Below are 18,431 nucleotides of genomic sequence, written 5' to 3'. Positions count from 1 at the left end.
TTTCGATATAAGTTATTTTTATTTGCGCTGAAACTTGAATAAATACTAAAAAATGCGATTGGCAAGGATTGCGACATGGCAGAAAAACAAGAAAACAACACACTTAACGAACCCTCACCACAGTCTAGTACTGAAAAAGAAGACAATACGATCGTTACCCCGTATGCCTTTCAGGTATCGCCGGAGCTGCTCGGTAAACCCTTGGCTACGCCTTCACGAAGGGCCACAGCGCAGTGTATCGATTTGATACTGTTGTACTTTATCTCTCACGCCAATGCAGTGGTACTGGGTGTATTGGCTGCGCTTACGTTTATGCGAGCCGGGAGTAACGTGATTAAAGGTAAGGGAAGCACATCTAAAGGTAAGTTCTTACGGCTAGGCGCAGCTTGCTTGTTGGGTTTTATGGTTTTTACCCTCTTTGACGGGCCGCCTGACACCTCCGACTATAAAGTGATCCAGGCCAGCCATAGTAGCGATACAACTCTGGACGACAACGAGGAGCCGCTAGAAAAGGCAGATGAGTCAGGAGCCGAGGCAAACTTCTTTGAATCCTTAAGCGAATTTCTCCATGATGGACAAGCATTCTTAAGTGAGTTGGGGCTCGGTCTTGGTTGGGCGGCACTTTACTACAGTGCGTTTACCGCATACATGCAAGGCTGCACTCCCGGTAAGTGGATCACCCGTATACGGGTACTCAGGCTCGACGGCAGACCTCCTTCATTGTGGGAAAGTTTCGGCCGATATGGCGGATATGGAGCAGGTGTTGCCACAGGCATGCTTGGCTTCCTGCAGATTTTCTGGGATGCAAACAGACAATCTATTCAAGATAAAATAGCAGAAACATTGGTGGTCAGGCATTCGGTTAAGGTACTTCCTAAAGCGAGCGAGGCCGGAACATCAGGCGAAGGTATATGAATCACCACATTTACCATGTGTTGTCGGCGTGGGCCGGACAGCGCGATGCAGGTAACTGGTTACTTGCCACTATTATAAGTACTGAAGGGTCGTCCTACCGCAAAGCGGGGGCGATGATGCTTTTTAGCCAAGAAGGCGCGCAATTAGGCGTGGTTTCCGGCGGTTGTTTGGAAAGCGATTTACTGCACCAGGCCAGGCGCTGTTGGGAAACCGGTGAAAGTCGCATTGTCACATATGACATGCAAGAAGAAGGCGATATCGCCTGGCGTCTGGGCATTGGTTGTGGTGGCGAAGTGACCTTATTGCTTCAGCCGGTAAATGCCGACAATGACTATATAGGTTTACAGAGCGTGCTTGATAGCTTGCAGCAACAACAATCTATCTGGTATTCGCAGCCAGCCAGAGCGGGTCAACCCGCCGGACTGGTCAGCACTGCAAAGCCGAGCAACCCGGAAGATTTCTGTTGTGAGCTTTTGCCTCCACCAACCCTTGGTATTGCGGGTGGTGGTGTTGACGCAATGCCCCTGTGTGACATGGCGGCTCGTCTTGGCTGGCGCGTTATTGTGAACGACAGCAGGGCCCGTTATGCCCGTGCCGACGACTTCAAAACGGCTACCTGTACAACTGATTTACCTGCCGGCGACATTGCTCAGGCAGAATGGTATCACCAACTCGATGCGCTCATCGTTATGCACCACCAGGTACGCATGGACGGTGAAACGCTTAATGCTTTGGTAAATGATACGCCAGCGTCATTGAAGTACTTGGCACTTTTAGGGCCGTCTCACCGTGCAGAGCGCGTGTTATCTGAAGCTGATCTCACTGAATCTTCACTCCCGCTAACGCTGCACGCGCCAGCGGGAATGGCTATCGGTGGTGAACTCCCGGAATCAATCGCGTTATCGATGCTGGCACAAGCTCATGCAGTGTTGCACGGTAAGTCCGGTTCATCGCTTAAAGGGCGGCCATGTCAGTCAGACTAGCGATTATTGTTTTGGCAGCGGGTGAAGCCCGTCGATACGGTAGTAACAAGTTGCTGAGTGAGCATCCAAGCGGTGACAGCCTTTTACACTATGTTATTTCGCAGTATCAGCCGTTATCGGCCTTACCAATTACGGTGGTTACCGGGCGTTTTGATGATGAACTCCGACAAGCACTGTCGACAGGGCATGCTATACGAATCGCAAAAAACGAAGATTGGCAATCAGGTATGGGCGGGAGCATCAGTACAGGAATAAGAGCGGCAATAGCGTTGGCTGATTCTACTCCCGCTTCGCTTTATCCTACTCACTTCATGGTTGGGTTAGCAGATACACCGCTTGTAAGCACAGAAGGTTTGCAAGATCTGGTGGACAAGGCCTGTATATTTCCAAACGCGCGTATAGCCAGTGAAGCTGAAGGCGTGCGTATGTCACCTGCCATATTCCCACTCAGCGATGAAGATGCACTTGCTGGTTTAACCGGGCAAAAGGGCGCTGCAAAATTACTTAATGCCGCCGCGCCTCACTGTATTGCAGTCCCTTTCAAGGAAGCCGCAATAGATATCGATGAGCCATCTGACTGGCGGGCATTAGGGCGCTAAGCTTCACGTCATCTGTTCGTTTCATTCTCAAAGTGGCGGGTTCGATTGTTTTATTGCTGTGCGCCCTCATATTTTCTGGATGAACAGAAAACTCAATCGTGATGCGCTAATTCAGGCCATCAAATTAAGCACAGTATTCGTTGCGTTGCTTTGGGTAATTCAATCGGCTGGCGTGCTTTTTCATTTACCTTTAAGAGAACTTGGTATCACGCCATTATCCATGGCGGGACTGCACGGTATTTTTACTGCACCACTGGTGCATAGTTCCTACGAGCACCTTTTCCATAACACATTACCGCTCTTAGTCCTTGGATCTGCGTTGATATACGGTTACCCAAAAACCCGTATTAAAGTAGTATTGTTTGCCTGGCTGGGCTCCGGTATTGGCGTTTGGCTATTCGGTCGTCCATCAATGCATCTGGGTGCCAGTGGTGTTGCCCATGGATTATTTTTCTATTTGTTTGTCGTTGCCATATTGCGCAGAGATAAGCGCTCGGTGGGCCTCATGATGATCGCTTTTTTCCTTTATGGCGGCATGATGATGTCAATCTTCCCTAGAGATCCGCAGATATCTTATGAGGCACATTTCTTTGGTGCATTAGGCGGTGCAATCGCGGCAATATTATTTGGAAAGCAGGACCCAAAACCGGTGCGCAAAGTCTACACATGGGAAGTGCTGGAAGATGACGACCCGGTCATTGGCGATCAGTGGAAAGCGCCGATTGATCACGAAAGTCGTCGCTGAATATAACGAACGCGGGCGCGAAGTAATGCAGCTGCAGCGCTGAGACCAACAATAATACCAATCCAGAATCCAGCTGCTGACATGGGTTCGTCAGTGAGCCAATTTGTGCGGCCCAGTATAATCCCGGTGGGCATGCCAACAAGCCAATAGGCAGTAAAAGTGATTACCGACATGGCAGTGGTATCTTTATACCCACGTAGCGCATTAGCAGAGAGTACCTGAATGGCGTCGGAAAATTGAAATAGCGCGGCGTAGACCAGCAACGAATTGGCGAGGTCGAATACGGCTTTATCCTGTGTATAGAGCGCGATAATGGTACTTTTTGCCAAAACAGTAAAACTGGCAGTGAGTACAGCGACAAACAGGCCGATAGTCAGCCCGCTTTTCACCACCATTTTTGCTTGGGTCAGATTATTCTGGCCAGCGCGGTATCCTACGCGTATCGATAACGCCATGCCCAGGCTCATGGGAAACATAAACATAATCGCGCTGAAGTTCAGGGCTATTTGGTGGGCGGCAACGGTACTCGGACCAAAAGGGGCTAACAGAAGCGCAACAGCGGCAAAGAGTGTGACTTCAAACAACAGTGTCATTGCCACCGGCAGACCAAGCTTAAAGGTTCGCCATACCATGGTGAATTCAGGCTTATAGGTACGGGTGAACAAATGGTATTTTTTGAGTCTGCTTGAAAGCGCCACGTATACCGCAGTGGCAAAAAACATGGTGTATATAACGATTGCGGTGGCTATGCCACAACCTGCGCCACCAAATGCTGGAATGGGACCGGCACCGTAGATAAAAATGTAATTACCTACCATATTACATGCCAGCCCCACCAGTGTAATAAGCATGGTTGGCTTGGTAGTACCCAGACCCTCACAGAAATTTCTCAGCCATTGATATAAGGCAAATGCGGGCATGGAGAGAAGCACAAACTGTACATAGTCTACTGTAATGGCAAACAGTTGCGGGTCCATTGGAAACAGCGCTACCAGTGACTCAACAAAGGGCCATAGCAACATGATGACCAGGCTACAAGCTAATAGCAGATAACCAGCCTGCTGCGCGGCGTTAGCTACATCAGAAGTATTTCCTTTACCGTGAAGTCGAGACAATATGGGGGGCATGGCAAGGCCCAAGCCCTGAATAAAACACTGTAAAGGAATAATGATACTGAACCCTAGCGCCACCGCAGCCATGTCTATGGCACTGTAATTACCTGCCATGATCGTATCAATAACGCCCATCAGCATTTGCGTGATTTGCGCAATAAGTAATGGCCAGGCGAGTTTAATCAGGCGTTTGCCCTCAAGAACAAAATGCGGGGAAAAGAAGCTTTGCATGGAAGGTTACTGGGTCTCTAGCAATGAAAACGGCTGAATAGTAACACTATTACCTTCAGGAATCTCAGAACATTCTGCGGGTAAAATGATGTAACAGTTGGCTTGCGTGACCGTGGTCATTACACCTGAACTTTGCTTGGCCAGCGGTACCACGTCATAATCGCCATGCGCGTTTTTTTGCATGTGCGCTCGCACAAACTCCTTTCTACCGGCTCTGCGACGCACAGATGTCGTGAGAGTTGCCTTAATCGTAAGGGGCTTGATAGTCTGTTTTGACGCCGCTCCCACCATGCGCTTAATAATAGGCAGTACCAATTGTTGGGTGGTCACAAATGCAGATACAGGATTACCCGGTACGCCACAGAATACTGCGTTACCTAATCTGCCGAACGCAAAGGGCTTTCCAGGTTTTATGGCTATTTTCCAAAACCCAATGTCACCCTGACTTGCTACCAGCTCTTTAACAAAATCGGCATCACCCACCGATACGCCACCACTACTGATCACTAAATCCTGAGTGTGAGCAGCGTTGGTAAATACTTCACTTAACGCCGCTTTATCATCTGCAACAATCCCGAAATCTGTGATCTCAACCGGTTCGGCGGCAAGCAGTGCTCGGGTACCCGTGCGGTTGGATTCGTAAATTTGACCTGAAGCCAGCGTTTCTCCGGCGGTTTTTAGTTCATCGCCTGTGGCAATAATACCCACCCGAAGTTTGCGGAAAACCTGAACAGAAGCAATGCCCATTGAAGCAAGTAGAACAAGGTGACTGGCGGTGAGCTGGGTGCCTGCTGTTATAACGGTCGCGCCTGTTGCAATGTCGCCACCGGCGCGACGGATATTTTCACCTGGCATGGCGGGTTTATTAATGACCACTTCAGTGTCTGTACGCGAGGTATTTTCCTGCATGACAACACAATCTGCGCCACTGGGAACCAGCGCACCCGTCATAATACGCACTGCCTGACCTTTTTCCAGTTTCACTTCTCTTAACGGCATGCCTGCAAGTTGCGTATCTACAACCTGTAACGGCAGTGTCGACTGCGAATCACTGGCGTACAGCGCAAATCCGTCCATTGCCGAATTGTCGGCAGGGGGCACGTTTACACCAGCAACCACATCTTTACTTAGCACCCGGTGTAATGCGTCGCCAACCATTACGGCTTCAGCTTCTACTACAGGTTGAACGTGTGACAGCGCGTTATGAAGTGCATCTTCCAAGGGAAGCCAACCATTGGGGGCAGAAGTCGAGATAGTCATTATGTGTATACCGCAGGTGAAAAGAGGAATTATTGCTTAACAAAATAAAAAAACCAACACCCACAACAACATGTGCTGGAAGGTGCTGGTTTTTCGGGGTAGATAGCAGTGTTAGTCTTCAAACTCCATATTTGAAATCCACACTGTTTGGTAGGGTTTAAGCTGCAGAAAGCCACCCACATCTTCAAGCTCATCACGGGTGATGAGATCCATCCATTTATCGGTACCAATCAAGTTAATACTTGATAGCAAAATAGACTGTTCTTCGTTAGTCACATTACTTACACAGAACACACTCTGCCGGCGATCAAGACTCTGTCGCCAGAATCCGAACAAGGTGTCACCGAGTTGTAAAGTAAACTGTGTGGCGTTCGGGTGAAAGGCCGGTTGTGCTTTACGAATACGAATTAACTGCGAAATGCGTGTTAGTACCTTGTGATGCTGGGAGTAGGGCGAATCGAGCAGGGCAGCGAGTTCTTCAAAATTCCAGCGATGACGATTAATAGAGCGGTTTTGCCCGGTGTTGGCCACCTTTTCATAATCGTTGCTGGTACCCAGTAGACTATGAATGTAAAGCCCTGGAATACCTTCCATACCAAGCATGATGGCATGCGCACAGATAAAGCGGTCTATCTGCCATTTGTCTGGCCCTGCCGTGGTACCTTGCAGAGCATCAAACAACGTGATGTTAATTTCATAAGGCTTTTGCTGACCGTGGTCGGATGCCCGCCAGGACACTTTTCCGCCGAAATTCTGCATGGTGTGAACCAGGGTAGAAATTTCTTCGTCATCGAGTAGGCCTTCCGCAGGGCGCAGACCAATGCCGTCGTGAGACGCAATAAAATTAAAATACGTGGTGCCGTTCTGCGCCGGTGGCATGCTCATCATCCAGTTTTTCAAATAGGCACAATTTCCGGTAACCAAGGTGTTTACCAGCAAAGGCGGCAGCGAAAAATTGTAGATGGCATGGGCTTCGTTAGCATTCCCGAAATAGGTGAGGTTTTCCCGGTTTGGGATGTTGGTTTCTGTAATGATAATGACGGTCGGGTCGGCATGTTCAATCAGCGTCCGAAGCATGCGAATGCACTCGTGAGTTTGAAACAAATTGATACATGAGGTGCCGATTATTTTCCATAGGAAAGCGACAGCATCCAAACGGAACAATTTCGCGCCCTTGTCCAGATACTGTCGAATGATTTCCACAAACGCCAGGAGCACCTTGGGGTTGCGGAAATCAAAGTCGACCTGATCATGACTGAAGGTACACCAAACATATTGCGTACCTGTGGCTGTTTGGGTTTCTCGCAATAGAGGAGAAACCCGGGGGCGGGTAACCATAGATAAATCATCGCTGGGATCAGCGGTGAAGAAGAAATCGCTACCGATCCCTTCTCCTTTCTGGAAATTCTCAAACCAGGCACTGCGAGCTGAGCAATGGTTAATCACTAAATCGAACATCAGTCCGTAGTGTTTAGCCAATCGCTCGATATCACCCCAGTCTCCAAGTGATTCATTCACACTGGAGTAGTCGATAACAGAAAAACCATCATCTGAGCTATAGGGGAAGAACGGCAACATGTGTACTTTGTTTATTGTGTTCTTACAGTAGGTATGGAGAAATCTATCGAGTGTGAACAATGGCTGTTCACCTTCACTGATCACACTATCGCCATAGGTGATCATAATGATGTCTTCTTCATCCCAGTAATTGCAGTAAGGTGTTGGCTGAACGATATCTTCGTCAGCCTTCAGGCGCATGGTTGCTAATAGTTCCGTGGCCAGTTCACCAACCGGGATTTCCAGATGCACATCCGCATAGATAGCCTGTAATTGATTACAAACCTTTTCGTGTAATTGATCCCAACTTGTCGTCATGCGTTACCCTAGTAGTTCAGCGGTGTCTGCTTCAACAGCCTCCAGCAGGCGGTCAAGAATATCTGGAACCGCACTGGTGACACGGTTCCAGCTTGGAATAAACGGTGTTTCCATCGGATTTTCCAGGAAGCTAGTGCCTGCTTTCATGATATTACTGGCGAATAATTCAACGGCTTTTTCTTCGTTGTGAATATCTAACGTAAGGCCATTCATTACCGCATCGTTGTGGTAGGTTTCAACGAAGTCCAGCGCAATACGGTAATATGTCGCTTTAATCGAACGGAACATTTCGTTGCTAAACGTAAAGCCCTGTGTCGCCAGTTTGCGGAACAGTGCCTTGGTAATGTCGATAGACATTTTGGACAGGCCGCCTTGGTCGTTATTAAAAGACAGATCCTGGTGTTTGTGATCGTAGTTATCGGCAATGTCTGCCTGACACAAACGGTTATGGTTATAGTTTCTGTGCATTTCAGAAAGTACACCCACTTCCAGACCCCAGTCGCTTGGAATTCGAATATCGCTTAATACATCGCGACGGAAAGAAAACTCACCTGCTAGCGGATAACGGAAGCTGTCCATGAATTCGAGGTATTCGTGGTCGCCTAGTGTACGCTTAAGCGCGCGCAATAATGGAGTAACCAGCAGTCGCGAAACCCGACCATTGATTTTTCCATTAGCAACACGGGCATAGTAGCCTTTACAAAATTCATAGTTGAATTGTGGGTTAGCCACCGGATAAATCAGGCGCGCAAGTAAATCGCGGGTATAAGTCACAATGTCGCAATCGTGTAGCGCAACAGATTCTGAGCGGTTAGATGCCAGAATGTAACCCATGCAATACCATACGTTTCTGCCTTTGCCGAGCTCTTTAGGTGCCAGGTTAAGAGCAGATAATTCTTCATCGATGGCTTTTAAACGGGGGCCATCATTCCATAAAACACGGTGATGCTGTGGAAGCTTTTCAAAGAACTTCAGTGCAGACTTGTATTGTTCTTTATCGGCGCGGTCTAAACCAATGACGATTTCAGAAAGATAAGGAACTTGGGTCAGTTCGGTAACGATGTTAGGGAGTGCCTCACCTTCAAGTTCAGAATACAGCGAAGGTAAAATAAGAGCCATTGGGCGCTTCTGCGAAAATCGTAAAAGTTCAGCCTCAAGTTCCTCTGTGGGGCGTCTAGATAAGTTGTGTAACGTGGTCACTACGCCATTTTGATAAAAATCAGCCATGTGTTCTCCGTGTCCTATTTAAAAAGTAATTGGGTCAATACTTCAGTCCAGCCTTCGGGGCCATGTAGGGTACTGGTATATACATTTTCTTCTTTTTGTAATGGTGGTGGTGGATGGCTGGGAGAAGCGATTCTTACTGCTATATTCGCCGCTTCCAGCATCGCAATATCATTTTTACCGTCACCCAGGGCTATGCTGGATACGTTTTCCTGGCTTTGTCGACGGTACTCATCAACAAACCATTCCAAAGCAGCCCCTTTATTGCAGTCGCCGGAAATATGAATAAAGCGCCCGCCTTCGAGAGGGTAGGCCCCGCGCTCGGTTACCGATTTAATGAATGCCTCTTTGCGTTCATCAGAACCTTTCCATAAAACCGGTTCACCAAATTGACGCTGCGCTGCACGTGTGGCGTCGGCAGCGTCTAGGCCAGTTGCTTCACAAATATCTTCAATAGTCATTTCACTGAAATGGGTGAACTCATCCTGAAAATCCGGTTTCACTTTTTCAAGTAACTTCAGCCAGTACATTTTTGATGAAGTAAAGGATTTGCACCAAAATCCATCTTGCCAAACCGTACCTGCTGGCTTCTTCTTAAAAAAACCATGAGGAATATAGGCCGCAGCGCCATTTTCGACGATAAACGGTCCGTTCAGACTCAATGTTTGGCGTAGCTCCAATAATTCAACAAATGTCTTGCTGGTGGTTGGGATCACCGGAATGTTTGCGCCTTCTAGTTTTATTAGCGTGGGTTCGGCGGCGGCAAAACTGTAAGTGTTGTGATCCAGCAGAGTGCCGTCCATATCAGTGAAAATTAGCGTGTTAGCGTTGCTCATTACTACTTCCTGATTACGTCTTTTATTATTCGGTTTTCGTCGAGTTCAAATACCTGATTGCATTTATCTGGCAGCGTGGCAAATGCATGTTCGGTAAGTCGTTGATAGTGCTGAATGAAGCGTAGAATTTGTTCATCAGACATAATGCCAGCGCTGTGCTTCCCGGTTTTTGCTGCAAGTTTATGTTCTTGCTCGCATCGCCATTTATACACGTGTTCAAACGATGGACCTTTCAACATTACCCAATACTGCATAAATCGGTATAAAGATTCATAATCGTCAGTAATTTTATCGTTAACAAAGCTGCGCCACGTGCCGTCCGGGTCTTCCTCTGACTCTAGGGTGTTAACCGGTTCGTTTAGTGCTTTTGGCGCTTGTGCATCTACGCCCCAGCACCAGCCTTCCATAAGTACTATATCTACGGGGGCTTGAATAACCGGCCACTGCGCCGATGGGAAAGGGTCGTCAATGGCTTTATTGAACCGGGGAAGGGCAACGTCACCTGTTTTACCTAATGCAGCAAATGTTTGCAGCGCGAGTTGCGTGTTGTGGGTGCCAGGTACGCCCCGGGTCCTAAGCAACGGGTGTACAGATTCAGCTAACTCAACGCGGGACTGTTTTGAAAGGTAGAAGTCGTCGAGAGACACCGTCACGGCGGTGAGGTTTTTAGAAGTAAAATAATGAACCAGAAAATCACATAAGGTGGATTTTCCTGAACCCTGACAGCCATTAACGCCAACAAAGAAAGGTTTGTTTGCACTCTTTTGGTGCTCTGCAATTTCCTCTGCGAGCGGCATGAACCACTTTAGTGCAGTGGTGCGATAGCTGTCCGGTAATTGGTGTTCGGTCAGAAAGCCCGTAATATCCATGTTACTACCTATGTGGCGTGCATCTCAGCACAATCTTATGAGAGTAGTAACTACAACAATTATGCCAACATAGGTCACTATGTTGGCGTAAAAGCTACTTTTTCGTGGCGACTAAAACGGCACGTTGTGGTGCAGGATAGCCTTCAATGGTCTTACTATTGTCTTCAGGATCGAGGAAATCGACCAAAGACTGAGAGGTCATCCATTCGGTGGTACGTTGTTCTTCCAGCGAGGTGGTATTAATATCGGCAACGCAGATATTTTCAAAACCGAGTCGCTCAAGCCATAAGGTGAGTGCATTCACGCTCGGTAAGAACCATACGTTACGCATTTGCGCATAGCGTTCACCGGCCATCAGCACGGTTTGCTCGTCACCGTCTACCACCAACGTTTCGAGTACCAGCTCACCGCCTTTACGTAGCTGATCTTTCAGTTGAGCAAGAAACAGCATTGGATCCTTTCTATGGTATAGCACACCCATTGAAAATACGGTATCGAAGGCTTTCACTGGCTGCATTTGTTCGATGCCTAGTGGCAGGAAATGAATTGCTGAATTTTGACTGTAGTGTTTAATCGCCTGAAATTGGATCAAAAACAACTGAGAGGGGTCGATACCATATACCCCTGTCGCGCCTTGACCGAGCATCCGCCACATATGATAACCACTGCCACAACCCACATCGAGTACGTAGCGATTTTGTAATGGACTAATGTGCGGTAGCACGCGATCCCATTTCCAATCTGAACGCCACTCAGTGTCGATATGAATACCGTGCAGATGAAAGGGGCCTTTTCGCCATGGCATGAATTGCTTTAGCAACCCTTCAATTTGCTTTTGTTGATAGTCTGTTACGCTGTTGGCATCGCCAATCGTTACCGAGTCGAGTAAGTCAACATTACTAGCAGGTACATCAGGTAACTTTTCCAGCAACTTACACCATTTATTGAACTCACCATGTAAATCGTTTTTCTGCCAGTGAGTAATTTGGGCAGGTAATGTTTCCAGCCAATGTGACAGCGGCGAGTGTAATACCTGCTCGTAACAATCTTTGAACCAGCTATCGGCAAGCTTATTCATTGCCAGACTCCTGTGGGGCTTTAATCGCCACCAAGGAAGTAAAGTTAAAACACTTGAACCACATTACAACATCAGTAAAGCCTACGCCTTTGAGGCGGTCTTCGTGAACTTTAAAGGTGTCGGTAAGCATGACGTTTTCTAAAGCAGCTCGCTTTTGGCTCACTTCTAATTCGCTGTAACCATTATTGCGTTTAAATTGATGGTGCAAATCGATAAGCAGATGATTCCCGGCTTCACTAGGATGCTGAATTTTTTCTGATAGCACCAAAATACCGCCGGGATTGAGCCCTGCGAAAATAGTCGCAAGTAACCCTTCTCGTTCGGCAGGCGGAATAAACTGGAGAGTGAAGTTCATGATCACCATTGAGGCGTTTTCAATGGTAGTTTCCAATGCTGATTCACAACGAATGGAAACCGGATTAGGCAAGTTAAAGCTGGAGACCACACGTTCGCATCGCTCAACCATGGCCTGGGAATTATCAATACCGATGATATTGCACTTAACGTGCTCGGTGCTTCTGGCCACAGATAAACTGGCAGCGCCTAATGAACAACCCAAATCATACACGTTGCTGTTATTCGTTACCCGTTCCCGGGCTAGTTCGCCAATAGTATGAAGAATGGTTTGATAGCCCGGTACCGAGCGCTGAATCATGTCTGGGAAAACATCGGCAACATGTTCATCGAAACGGAAGTCACTGACCTGGGTCATGTGATTCGCAAATATAGTGTCTGATTTTTGCACAGAAGCTGTCCGGATGGAAAAATTGAAAAAAACAGGCGGCGATTTTAAAGGATTGGCAGAATTTTTTCACATAAAAGGAAAAATATTATGAATAATCAAGCCGTGTGCGCTAAATTGACTTTATATCCTTAGCCTAAAGTATTAGGCTATACAGATTAGCAAATTTCTATAAAAGATCGAGCACGCATTTATGACCCGTATTTTAGTCGCAGACGATCATCCACTGTTTAGAGAAGCACTTAGCGCAGCCCTTGAGCCGTACTTTAAAGATGCTGAAATTCTCGAAGCTGGCAGTCTTGAAGCAATGATGTCTGTACTGGCTGCAAACAGGCAGATTGATTTATTGTTATTAGATTTAAACATGCCTGGTGGTGAATATTTCAATGGATTGATCACTGTTAAAGATGAATATCCAGATTTACCCGTTGCAGTTATCTCGGCAAACGAATCTATTGATGTGGTTGCACAGGTTATGGGGCTTGGGGCGGAAGGCTTTATCCCTAAATCCTCACCGACGAAAGAAATTGCATCTGCAATTGTCGCTATTAAAAGCGGTGAGAATTGGGTGCCTGAAGAAATGAAAGAAGATTTGCAGAACGTAGATGAGGAGTTGACCATTCTCCTGAAACGATTCCGCGAACTCACGCCAAAGCAGATTCAGGTTTTAAGCTTCTTACGGGCAGGCTTGATGAACAAACAAATTGCCCATGAAATGAATGTAACTGAAGCCACCATTAAGGCGCATATTAGTGCCATTCTACGAAAGCTTGAGATTAACACCCGTACTCAAGCCGTACTGCTGATGGATAAACTTCAGTTTAGTTAACCTTTACTGCTGTACAAAAAAATGCCGCTTCATATTAAAGCGGCATTTTTGTATCTGGAAATCGACATTACAATGTATTGATTTTCGCCACCAATTCTTCGTTGTCGAAGTCATCCACATTTATCGTGCGTAATCGACCCGCTTCAGCGCGTTTCAATAGCGCAGCTTCTTCTTCATCAATCCAGTCTGCAGCCAAGGCTTCATTCGCCAGCGCATCGAGGTTGGTGAAAGAGAGACGGGCTTTTTTCTGCTTACTAATGCGTTCAACAATAGGTTCCGCTTCGAGAATGTCGTCAAGAGTTTGTTCGAGGTCGCCAAACAGGTTGCCTTCTTCTCGTGTTAAATATTGTCCGTCACCTAGTCGACTACGCGCTGTACCAGGGGTTTGTAGTACAGTGGCAATCTTGTGTTCCAGTTTGTCATCAGGTCGCTTACAACGACGTCCGAAAGGCAATACCAGAAGCCGCATTGCCACAGACATGGGTTTACTGGGGAAGTTTGCGATAAAGTTATCGAGGGCTTCTTCGATATCAAACAGTGTATTCTGCATCGCCCAATGCATCATTGGCGCATCTTCAAACAAGCGGCCGTCTTCGTCGAAACGCTTGAGCGTGGCACTGGCCAGATACAATCCACTGAGAATATCACCAAGGCGGGCAGAGAGTCGTTCTCGACGTTTCAGGTCGCCACCGAGCATTCCCATTGAAATGTCGGTCAGAAAGGCAAGGTTAGCACTGTAGCCTTGTAACAGTTGATAGTAGCGCGCGGTGTCATCGTTAAATGGGGCACGATGGAAAATACCCCCAGTTATAGAGAACCAGAAGCTACGCACCTTGTTAGCAATAGCAAAGCCAATATGGCCAAAAACGGCTTTATCAAAGGCGCGTAACTGCTCGCGTTTATCTTCTAAGCCTGCGGCTTGGATTTCGGCCAGCACATAAGGGTGACAACGCATAGCCCCCTGACCAAATATCATCATATTGCGGGTAAGAATGTTGGCCCCTTCAACCGTAATGGAAATAGGCGCCCCCTGGTAACCACGACCAAGGTAGTTGTTCGGGCCGAGCATGATGCCTTTACCACCGTGAACATCCATGGCGTCATTAATCACCTGGCGCATCTTTTCGGTTAAGTGATATTTGGCAATGGCTGAGATGACGGAGGGCTTTTCGCCTAAATCAACGCCAACAGTGGAAAAGCGTGTTACTGCATCCATGAGGTAAGCGTTACCTCCGATCCTCGCCAGCATTTCTTCAACGCCTTCCATTTTCCCAACAGGAATGCGGAACTGACGACGAATACGGGCATACGCTCCGGTAGCAAGGGCCACAGATTTCGCGCCACCTGCACCGGTAGAGGGTAACGTGATGCAACGTCCTACAGACAAGCATTCCATGAGCATTCGCCAACCTTTACCAGCCATTCGCGGACCACCGATTATAAAATCAAGCGGCACAAAGATGTCATTGCCTTTGACGGGACCATTCTGGAAAGGGGTATTCAATGGAAAGTGACGGCGCCCAATTTCGAGCCCTTTGGTATCTCGTGGGATCAAGGCGCAGGTGATACCTGAGGCATCGTGCTCTAACAAACCATCAGGGTCTTCTAATTTAAACGCCAAGCCTACCACGGTGGCAACCGGTGCCAGGGTAATGTAGCGTTTGTTAAATGTCAGGCGCATACCAAGCACTTCTTTGCCTTCCCATTCTCCTTTGCAAACGATACCTACGTCTGGAATCGCACCGGCGTCGGAGCCGGCTTCCGGGCCGGTTAATGCAAAACAGGGAATTTCATCTCCGTTTGCCAGCCGCGGCAGGTAATGATCTTGTTGCTCTGGCGTACCATAGTGCTGTAATAACTCGCCCGGACCCAGTGAATTGGGTACGCCTACAGTGCTTGATAGCACGGCTGAGCAGCCTGCTAACTTCTGAATTACTCTTGATTGGGCAAAAGCAGAAAATTCCAGGCCACCGTATTTCTTCTTAATGATCATGGCGAAGAATTTGTGCTCTTTCAGGTAGGCCCAAATCTCTGGTGGCAAATCCGCATTCTGATGGTTAATTTGCCATTCGTTAACCATGTGACAGACCCGATCTACTGGCCCATCAAGGAACGCCCGTTCCTCTGGTGTTAGTCGTCCTTTAGGAATTGCGTGAAGCTTGTCCCAATTGGGTTTACCAGAAAACAGCTCACCATCCCACCACACGGTACCTGCATCGATGGCTTCCTGCTCAGTGGCTGACATCTCAGGACTGACTTTTTTATAGAAAGCCAGTATGGGTTTAGTGATATAAGGTCGACGAATATCCGGGATTGAAAGTGGTACGGCGACAACCAGAAAAACCAACCAACTGAAAAAACCAATACTACCGAATAAGGTTCCGAGTACCATCACGCCGGCTAAAAGTGAAACAGTGTTAGACAACGTCATCCGTTTATATGCTGCGATACTGGCTGTCAGCAGGAAAACCAATAACCAGACGAGTTCACCCATATTAAGCTCCTTTACCGTATGAGAATGTAATGCTTTTAGGAAGCATCACTATGAGGTCAGACCAGACCAATAACCTTAAGCTAATCCCTCAATGAAAAAAGGTCAAGGAACGAGAGATGAATAATAAAAGAAGTCAGTCAATTAAAGATGACGGTAGCTTTTTAGACGAATATCGCCCTGTTCGTCACCATCTTTAAATTGCTGCAAGCGAACAAGGTTATAATCCAACGAGGGGGCAAACCAAGCAAAGGTTTCCCGAGAACTGCTGTGGTCGCGAAGTAATTTAACTTTAATGGTCTCGAGTTTGCCGTAAGGTAAATCGAGGGTTTCATTGCCAGTGACTTTAATGTCGTAATTTTTGAGTTCGCCGCGATAGTTGACGAAGTCATAACTGACTTCAGTTTCACCGGCGGCCAATTTTCGGGCTAAGTCGATACGGTAGAGTTGGTTATCAGTTTCGCCATTCCAAGGCAGAGTCTCGCTCCCTTTAATCTCAATTTGCTTTTCCGGATAGCTGGCAAACTTTACTTCAAGCTCTTTATCCGGACCGGTTCCTGTTCGTTTATAGTAGTAAGAAAACGGGTGAATGAATTGTTCAGAGGCGAAGAAAACGGAGTGTTCGAAACGTTCGTCAGAGAGGAAAAACTTTGACACATCTGAATGATAGGTGAGGACATACTGCTCATCTTTCAGATATTCAAGTTTGATAGAGACATTGCCTACATCCCCACCCCATTTATAAGCGGTATACTCTGCTTCAAACGGTGGGATGACCGGACCATCGTCAGCAAATGCTGCTGATGATGTCATCAGCAGCATAAACAACGATACAGTGAAAGAAATATAATTATTCGCTGGCGTAGCCTTGTGGCGGAAGAATGTGATCATCAAGTACAGCCTTATTGTCCTTCATCGTCAGTCTACCGGCTACAAACCACTGTAATACGAGTGGATAAATGCGGCGTTCCTGCTCCTGCACCCGTTCAGCCAAATCGCTGGCGGCGTCATCTTCAAACACCGGTACTCGGCTTTGGATGATGACCGGACCACCATCGAGTTCCGGGGTAACAAAATGAACGCTGACACCGTGTTCGCTGTCGCCGTTATCTATAGCACGTTGATGGGTATTTAACCCTTTGTACTTTGGCAACAAAGATGGATGAATGTTCAATAGTTTACCGGAAAAATGTTCGACAAATTCTGCAGTCAGAATGCGCATAAATCCTGCCAGTACAACAGCATCAGGTTTTACACTATCAATCAGTGATTGCAGTTTTGCGTCAAATTCATCACGTACCGGGTAGTCTTTGTGGTCGAGACAATGTGCAGGTATACCTGCTTTCTCAGCGCGCTCCAGGCCGAAAACGCCAGGGCGGTTTGAAATAACCGCCACAATTTCGGCATTTAACTGGCCACCTTCAACAGCATCTATCATTGCCTGAAGGTTAGAACCGTTTCCGGAAATTAGTACGCAAATGCGTGGTTTTGCTGCAGACATTAGTTGATCTCTACCTGCTCACCGTCATTACGTTGTTCAATGTGACCCAGTAACCAGGCTTTTTCGCCACCAGCGGTCAGGATCTCAATGGTTTCGTCTACGTCTTTCTCGTCAACCACGATAATCAGACCTACACCGCAGTTAAAGGTACGATACATTTCATGACGGGTGACATTGCCGTTTTCCTGCAGCCAGTCAAACACTACTGGCCATTCCCAGCTGTTTTCCTCGACAACCACTTTGGCATCGTCAGGTAAAACGCGCGGAATGTTTTCCCAGAAACCACCACCGGTAATATGTGAAATCGCTTCTACTTTTACTTTTTCAAGCAGCGCCAATACGGCTTTTACGTAAATGCGGGTAGGGGCAAGAAGGTGATCAATTAACGGCTTGCCGTCGAGATCTGCATTGACGTCTGCACCACTTACTTCAATAATTTTTCTGATTAACGAATAGCCATTGGAGTGCGGACCAGAAGAGCCCAACGCAATAATTTTCTGACCGGGTTTTACACCTGTGCCGTCGATAACGTTATCGGCTTCCACCACGCCCACACAGAAACCCGCAATGTCGTAGTCGCCGTCGTGGTACATGCCAGGCATTTCAGCGGTTTCACCACCAATCAATGCGCAGCCGGCTTGCACACAACCTTCACCGATACCGGTAACCACGTCAGCAGCAACATCAACATCTAACTTACCTGTTGCATAGTAATCGAGGAAGAACAAGGGTTCAGCACCTTGTACAATCAGGTCATTAACGCACATGGCTACCAGGTCGATACCCACGCCGTCATGACGCTTGGCATCCATCGCTACACGTAATTTAGTGCCCACACCATCGGTACCAGAAACCAGTAACGGGCGCTTATATTTTGCTGGTAATTCGCACAGGGCGCCAAAGCCACCTAAACCGCCACGAACTTCAGGACGGCTAGTCCGTTTGGTAACGGATTTGATTCGTTCAACCAATTGATTTCCGGCATCGATATCTACGCCTGCATCTTTATAGCTAAGTGACTGTTTATTTTCGCTCACGAGTATGGCCCTGGTGCGGTGGTTTGAAAGACGCGGATTCTACCAGCAAGTTGCGGTAAGTCCAACAGCGACGGGTTACGAAATTGTTGTGGCAAAACCAGTTG

General features: G+C 47.4%; 17 protein-coding genes. 5 read left to right on the top strand and 12 right to left on the bottom strand.

Annotated features, from left to right (window positions below):
- Positions 1-75 precede the first annotated feature (75 nt).
- The 4 genes from ACXAFQ_RS17655 (at position 76) to ACXAFQ_RS17640 (ending at position 3,242) form a co-directional block, all read left to right on the top strand.
- Entirely contained in the window at positions 76-915 is an 840-nt protein-coding gene (locus ACXAFQ_RS17655) for an RDD family protein (protein ID WP_474824721.1), read from the top strand.
- The gene (locus tag ACXAFQ_RS17650; protein ID WP_474824720.1) at positions 912-1,898 is read left to right on the top strand and encodes an XdhC family protein; all 987 of its coding nucleotides are present in this window, start codon (positions 912-914) and stop codon (positions 1,896-1,898) included. The genes ACXAFQ_RS17655 and ACXAFQ_RS17650 overlap by 4 nt, the downstream gene beginning before the upstream one ends.
- On the top strand, positions 1,883-2,497 hold the full coding sequence (locus ACXAFQ_RS17645) for a nucleotidyltransferase family protein (RefSeq protein ID WP_474824719.1): 615 nt from the start codon (positions 1,883-1,885) through the stop codon (positions 2,495-2,497). Before ACXAFQ_RS17650 ends, ACXAFQ_RS17645 begins: the two co-directional genes overlap by 16 nt.
- 79 nt (positions 2,498-2,576) lie before the next feature.
- A complete protein-coding gene (locus tag ACXAFQ_RS17640; RefSeq protein WP_474824718.1) occupies positions 2,577-3,242 on the top strand; it encodes a rhomboid family intramembrane serine protease in 666 nt (221 codons plus the stop codon).
- Here ACXAFQ_RS17640 and ACXAFQ_RS17635 read toward each other — a convergent pair.
- The 8 genes from ACXAFQ_RS17635 to cmoA form a co-directional block, all read right to left on the bottom strand.
- Positions 3,224-4,585 (bottom strand): MATE family efflux transporter, encoded by a 1,362-nt coding sequence (locus tag ACXAFQ_RS17635; protein WP_474824717.1) that lies wholly within the window; start codon positions 4,583-4,585, stop codon positions 3,224-3,226. The genes ACXAFQ_RS17640 and ACXAFQ_RS17635 overlap by 19 nt on opposite strands.
- Before the next feature lie 6 nt (positions 4,586-4,591).
- Positions 4,592-5,845 (bottom strand): molybdopterin molybdotransferase MoeA, encoded by a 1,254-nt coding sequence (gene moeA / locus ACXAFQ_RS17630; protein WP_474824716.1) that lies wholly within the window; start codon positions 5,843-5,845, stop codon positions 4,592-4,594.
- Between the two features lie 111 nt (positions 5,846-5,956).
- Positions 5,957-7,720 carry a sugar phosphorylase gene (locus ACXAFQ_RS17625; protein ID WP_474824715.1) on the bottom strand — a complete coding sequence of 588 codons (1,764 nt, stop codon included), beginning with the start codon at positions 7,718-7,720 and terminating at the stop codon, positions 5,957-5,959.
- A 3-nt stretch (positions 7,721-7,723) separates the two neighbouring features.
- Entirely contained in the window at positions 7,724-8,947 is a 1,224-nt protein-coding gene (locus tag ACXAFQ_RS17620) for a glycosyltransferase family protein (protein ID WP_070127729.1), read from the bottom strand.
- A 14-nt stretch (positions 8,948-8,961) separates the two neighbouring features.
- Complete coding sequence (locus ACXAFQ_RS17615) at positions 8,962-9,780, bottom strand: HAD-IIB family hydrolase (protein WP_474824714.1); 819 nt, start codon at positions 9,778-9,780, stop codon at positions 8,962-8,964.
- A 2-nt stretch (positions 9,781-9,782) separates the two neighbouring features.
- On the bottom strand, positions 9,783-10,649 hold the full coding sequence (locus tag ACXAFQ_RS17610; RefSeq protein ID WP_474824713.1) for a kinase: 867 nt from the start codon (positions 10,647-10,649) through the stop codon (positions 9,783-9,785).
- A gap of 94 nt (positions 10,650-10,743) precedes the next feature.
- Entirely contained in the window at positions 10,744-11,727 is a 984-nt protein-coding gene (cmoB, locus tag ACXAFQ_RS17605; protein ID WP_474824712.1) for a tRNA 5-methoxyuridine(34)/uridine 5-oxyacetic acid(34) synthase CmoB, read from the bottom strand.
- On the bottom strand, positions 11,720-12,472 hold the full coding sequence (gene cmoA / locus ACXAFQ_RS17600) for a carboxy-S-adenosyl-L-methionine synthase CmoA (RefSeq protein ID WP_474824711.1): 753 nt from the start codon (positions 12,470-12,472) through the stop codon (positions 11,720-11,722). Before cmoA ends, cmoB begins: the two co-directional genes overlap by 8 nt.
- A 190-nt stretch (positions 12,473-12,662) precedes the next feature.
- Between cmoA and ACXAFQ_RS17595 the strand changes: the two genes are divergently transcribed.
- Complete coding sequence (locus ACXAFQ_RS17595) at positions 12,663-13,298, top strand: response regulator transcription factor (RefSeq protein ID WP_474824710.1); 636 nt, start codon at positions 12,663-12,665, stop codon at positions 13,296-13,298.
- A gap of 67 nt (positions 13,299-13,365) precedes the next feature.
- On the opposite strand, the gene fadE is transcribed toward ACXAFQ_RS17595, so the two are convergent.
- The 4 genes from fadE to purM all read right to left on the bottom strand — a co-directional run bounded on the left by fadE (position 13,366) and on the right by purM (position 18,327).
- Complete coding sequence (fadE, locus tag ACXAFQ_RS17590; protein WP_474824709.1) at positions 13,366-15,792, bottom strand: acyl-CoA dehydrogenase FadE; 2,427 nt, start codon at positions 15,790-15,792, stop codon at positions 13,366-13,368.
- 141 nt (positions 15,793-15,933) lie between these two features.
- A complete protein-coding gene (locus ACXAFQ_RS17585) occupies positions 15,934-16,680 on the bottom strand; it encodes a DUF3108 domain-containing protein (RefSeq protein WP_474824708.1) in 747 nt (248 codons plus the stop codon).
- The gene (purN, locus tag ACXAFQ_RS17580) at positions 16,640-17,290 is read right to left on the bottom strand and encodes a phosphoribosylglycinamide formyltransferase (RefSeq protein WP_474824707.1); all 651 of its coding nucleotides are present in this window, start codon (positions 17,288-17,290) and stop codon (positions 16,640-16,642) included. The genes ACXAFQ_RS17585 and purN overlap by 41 nt, the downstream gene beginning before the upstream one ends.
- Positions 17,290-18,327 (bottom strand): phosphoribosylformylglycinamidine cyclo-ligase, encoded by a 1,038-nt coding sequence (purM, locus tag ACXAFQ_RS17575; protein ID WP_474824706.1) that lies wholly within the window; start codon positions 18,325-18,327, stop codon positions 17,290-17,292. The genes purN and purM overlap by 1 nt, the downstream gene beginning before the upstream one ends.
- Positions 18,328-18,431: the final 104 nt, after the last annotated feature.

The sequence above is a fragment of the Alteromonas sp. ABH2_165 genome, from assembly GCF_056159945.1.
Note: the sequence above shows the minus strand (reverse complement) of the source record. Positions and strands in the feature narration are given on the sequence as shown.

Bases quoted from the DNA above. Each gene is read 5' to 3' on its own strand.
- ACXAFQ_RS17655 (WP_474824721.1), top strand. From the start codon at position 76: ATGGCAGAAAAACAAGAAAACAACACACTTAACGAACCCTCACCACAG.
- ACXAFQ_RS17650 (WP_474824720.1), top strand. From the start codon at position 912: ATGAATCACCACATTTACCATGTGTTGTCGGCGTGGGCCGGACAGCGC.
- ACXAFQ_RS17645 (WP_474824719.1), top strand. From the start codon at position 1,883: ATGTCAGTCAGACTAGCGATTATTGTTTTGGCAGCGGGTGAAGCCCGT.
- ACXAFQ_RS17640 (WP_474824718.1), top strand. From the start codon at position 2,577: ATGAACAGAAAACTCAATCGTGATGCGCTAATTCAGGCCATCAAATTA.
- ACXAFQ_RS17635 (WP_474824717.1), bottom strand. From the start codon at position 4,585: ATGCAAAGCTTCTTTTCCCCGCATTTTGTTCTTGAGGGCAAACGCCTG.
- moeA (WP_474824716.1), bottom strand. From the start codon at position 5,845: ATGACTATCTCGACTTCTGCCCCCAATGGTTGGCTTCCCTTGGAAGAT.
- ACXAFQ_RS17625 (WP_474824715.1), bottom strand. From the start codon at position 7,720: ATGACGACAAGTTGGGATCAATTACACGAAAAGGTTTGTAATCAATTA.
- ACXAFQ_RS17620 (WP_070127729.1), bottom strand. From the start codon at position 8,947: ATGGCTGATTTTTATCAAAATGGCGTAGTGACCACGTTACACAACTTA.
- ACXAFQ_RS17615 (WP_474824714.1), bottom strand. From the start codon at position 9,780: ATGAGCAACGCTAACACGCTAATTTTCACTGATATGGACGGCACTCTG.
- ACXAFQ_RS17610 (WP_474824713.1), bottom strand. From the start codon at position 10,649: ATGGATATTACGGGCTTTCTGACCGAACACCAATTACCGGACAGCTAT.
- cmoB (WP_474824712.1), bottom strand. From the start codon at position 11,727: ATGAATAAGCTTGCCGATAGCTGGTTCAAAGATTGTTACGAGCAGGTA.
- ACXAFQ_RS17595 (WP_474824710.1), top strand. From the start codon at position 12,663: ATGACCCGTATTTTAGTCGCAGACGATCATCCACTGTTTAGAGAAGCA.
- fadE (WP_474824709.1), bottom strand. From the start codon at position 15,792: ATGGGTGAACTCGTCTGGTTATTGGTTTTCCTGCTGACAGCCAGTATC.
- ACXAFQ_RS17585 (WP_474824708.1), bottom strand. From the start codon at position 16,680: ATGATCACATTCTTCCGCCACAAGGCTACGCCAGCGAATAATTATATT.
- purN (WP_474824707.1), bottom strand. From the start codon at position 17,290: ATGTCTGCAGCAAAACCACGCATTTGCGTACTAATTTCCGGAAACGGT.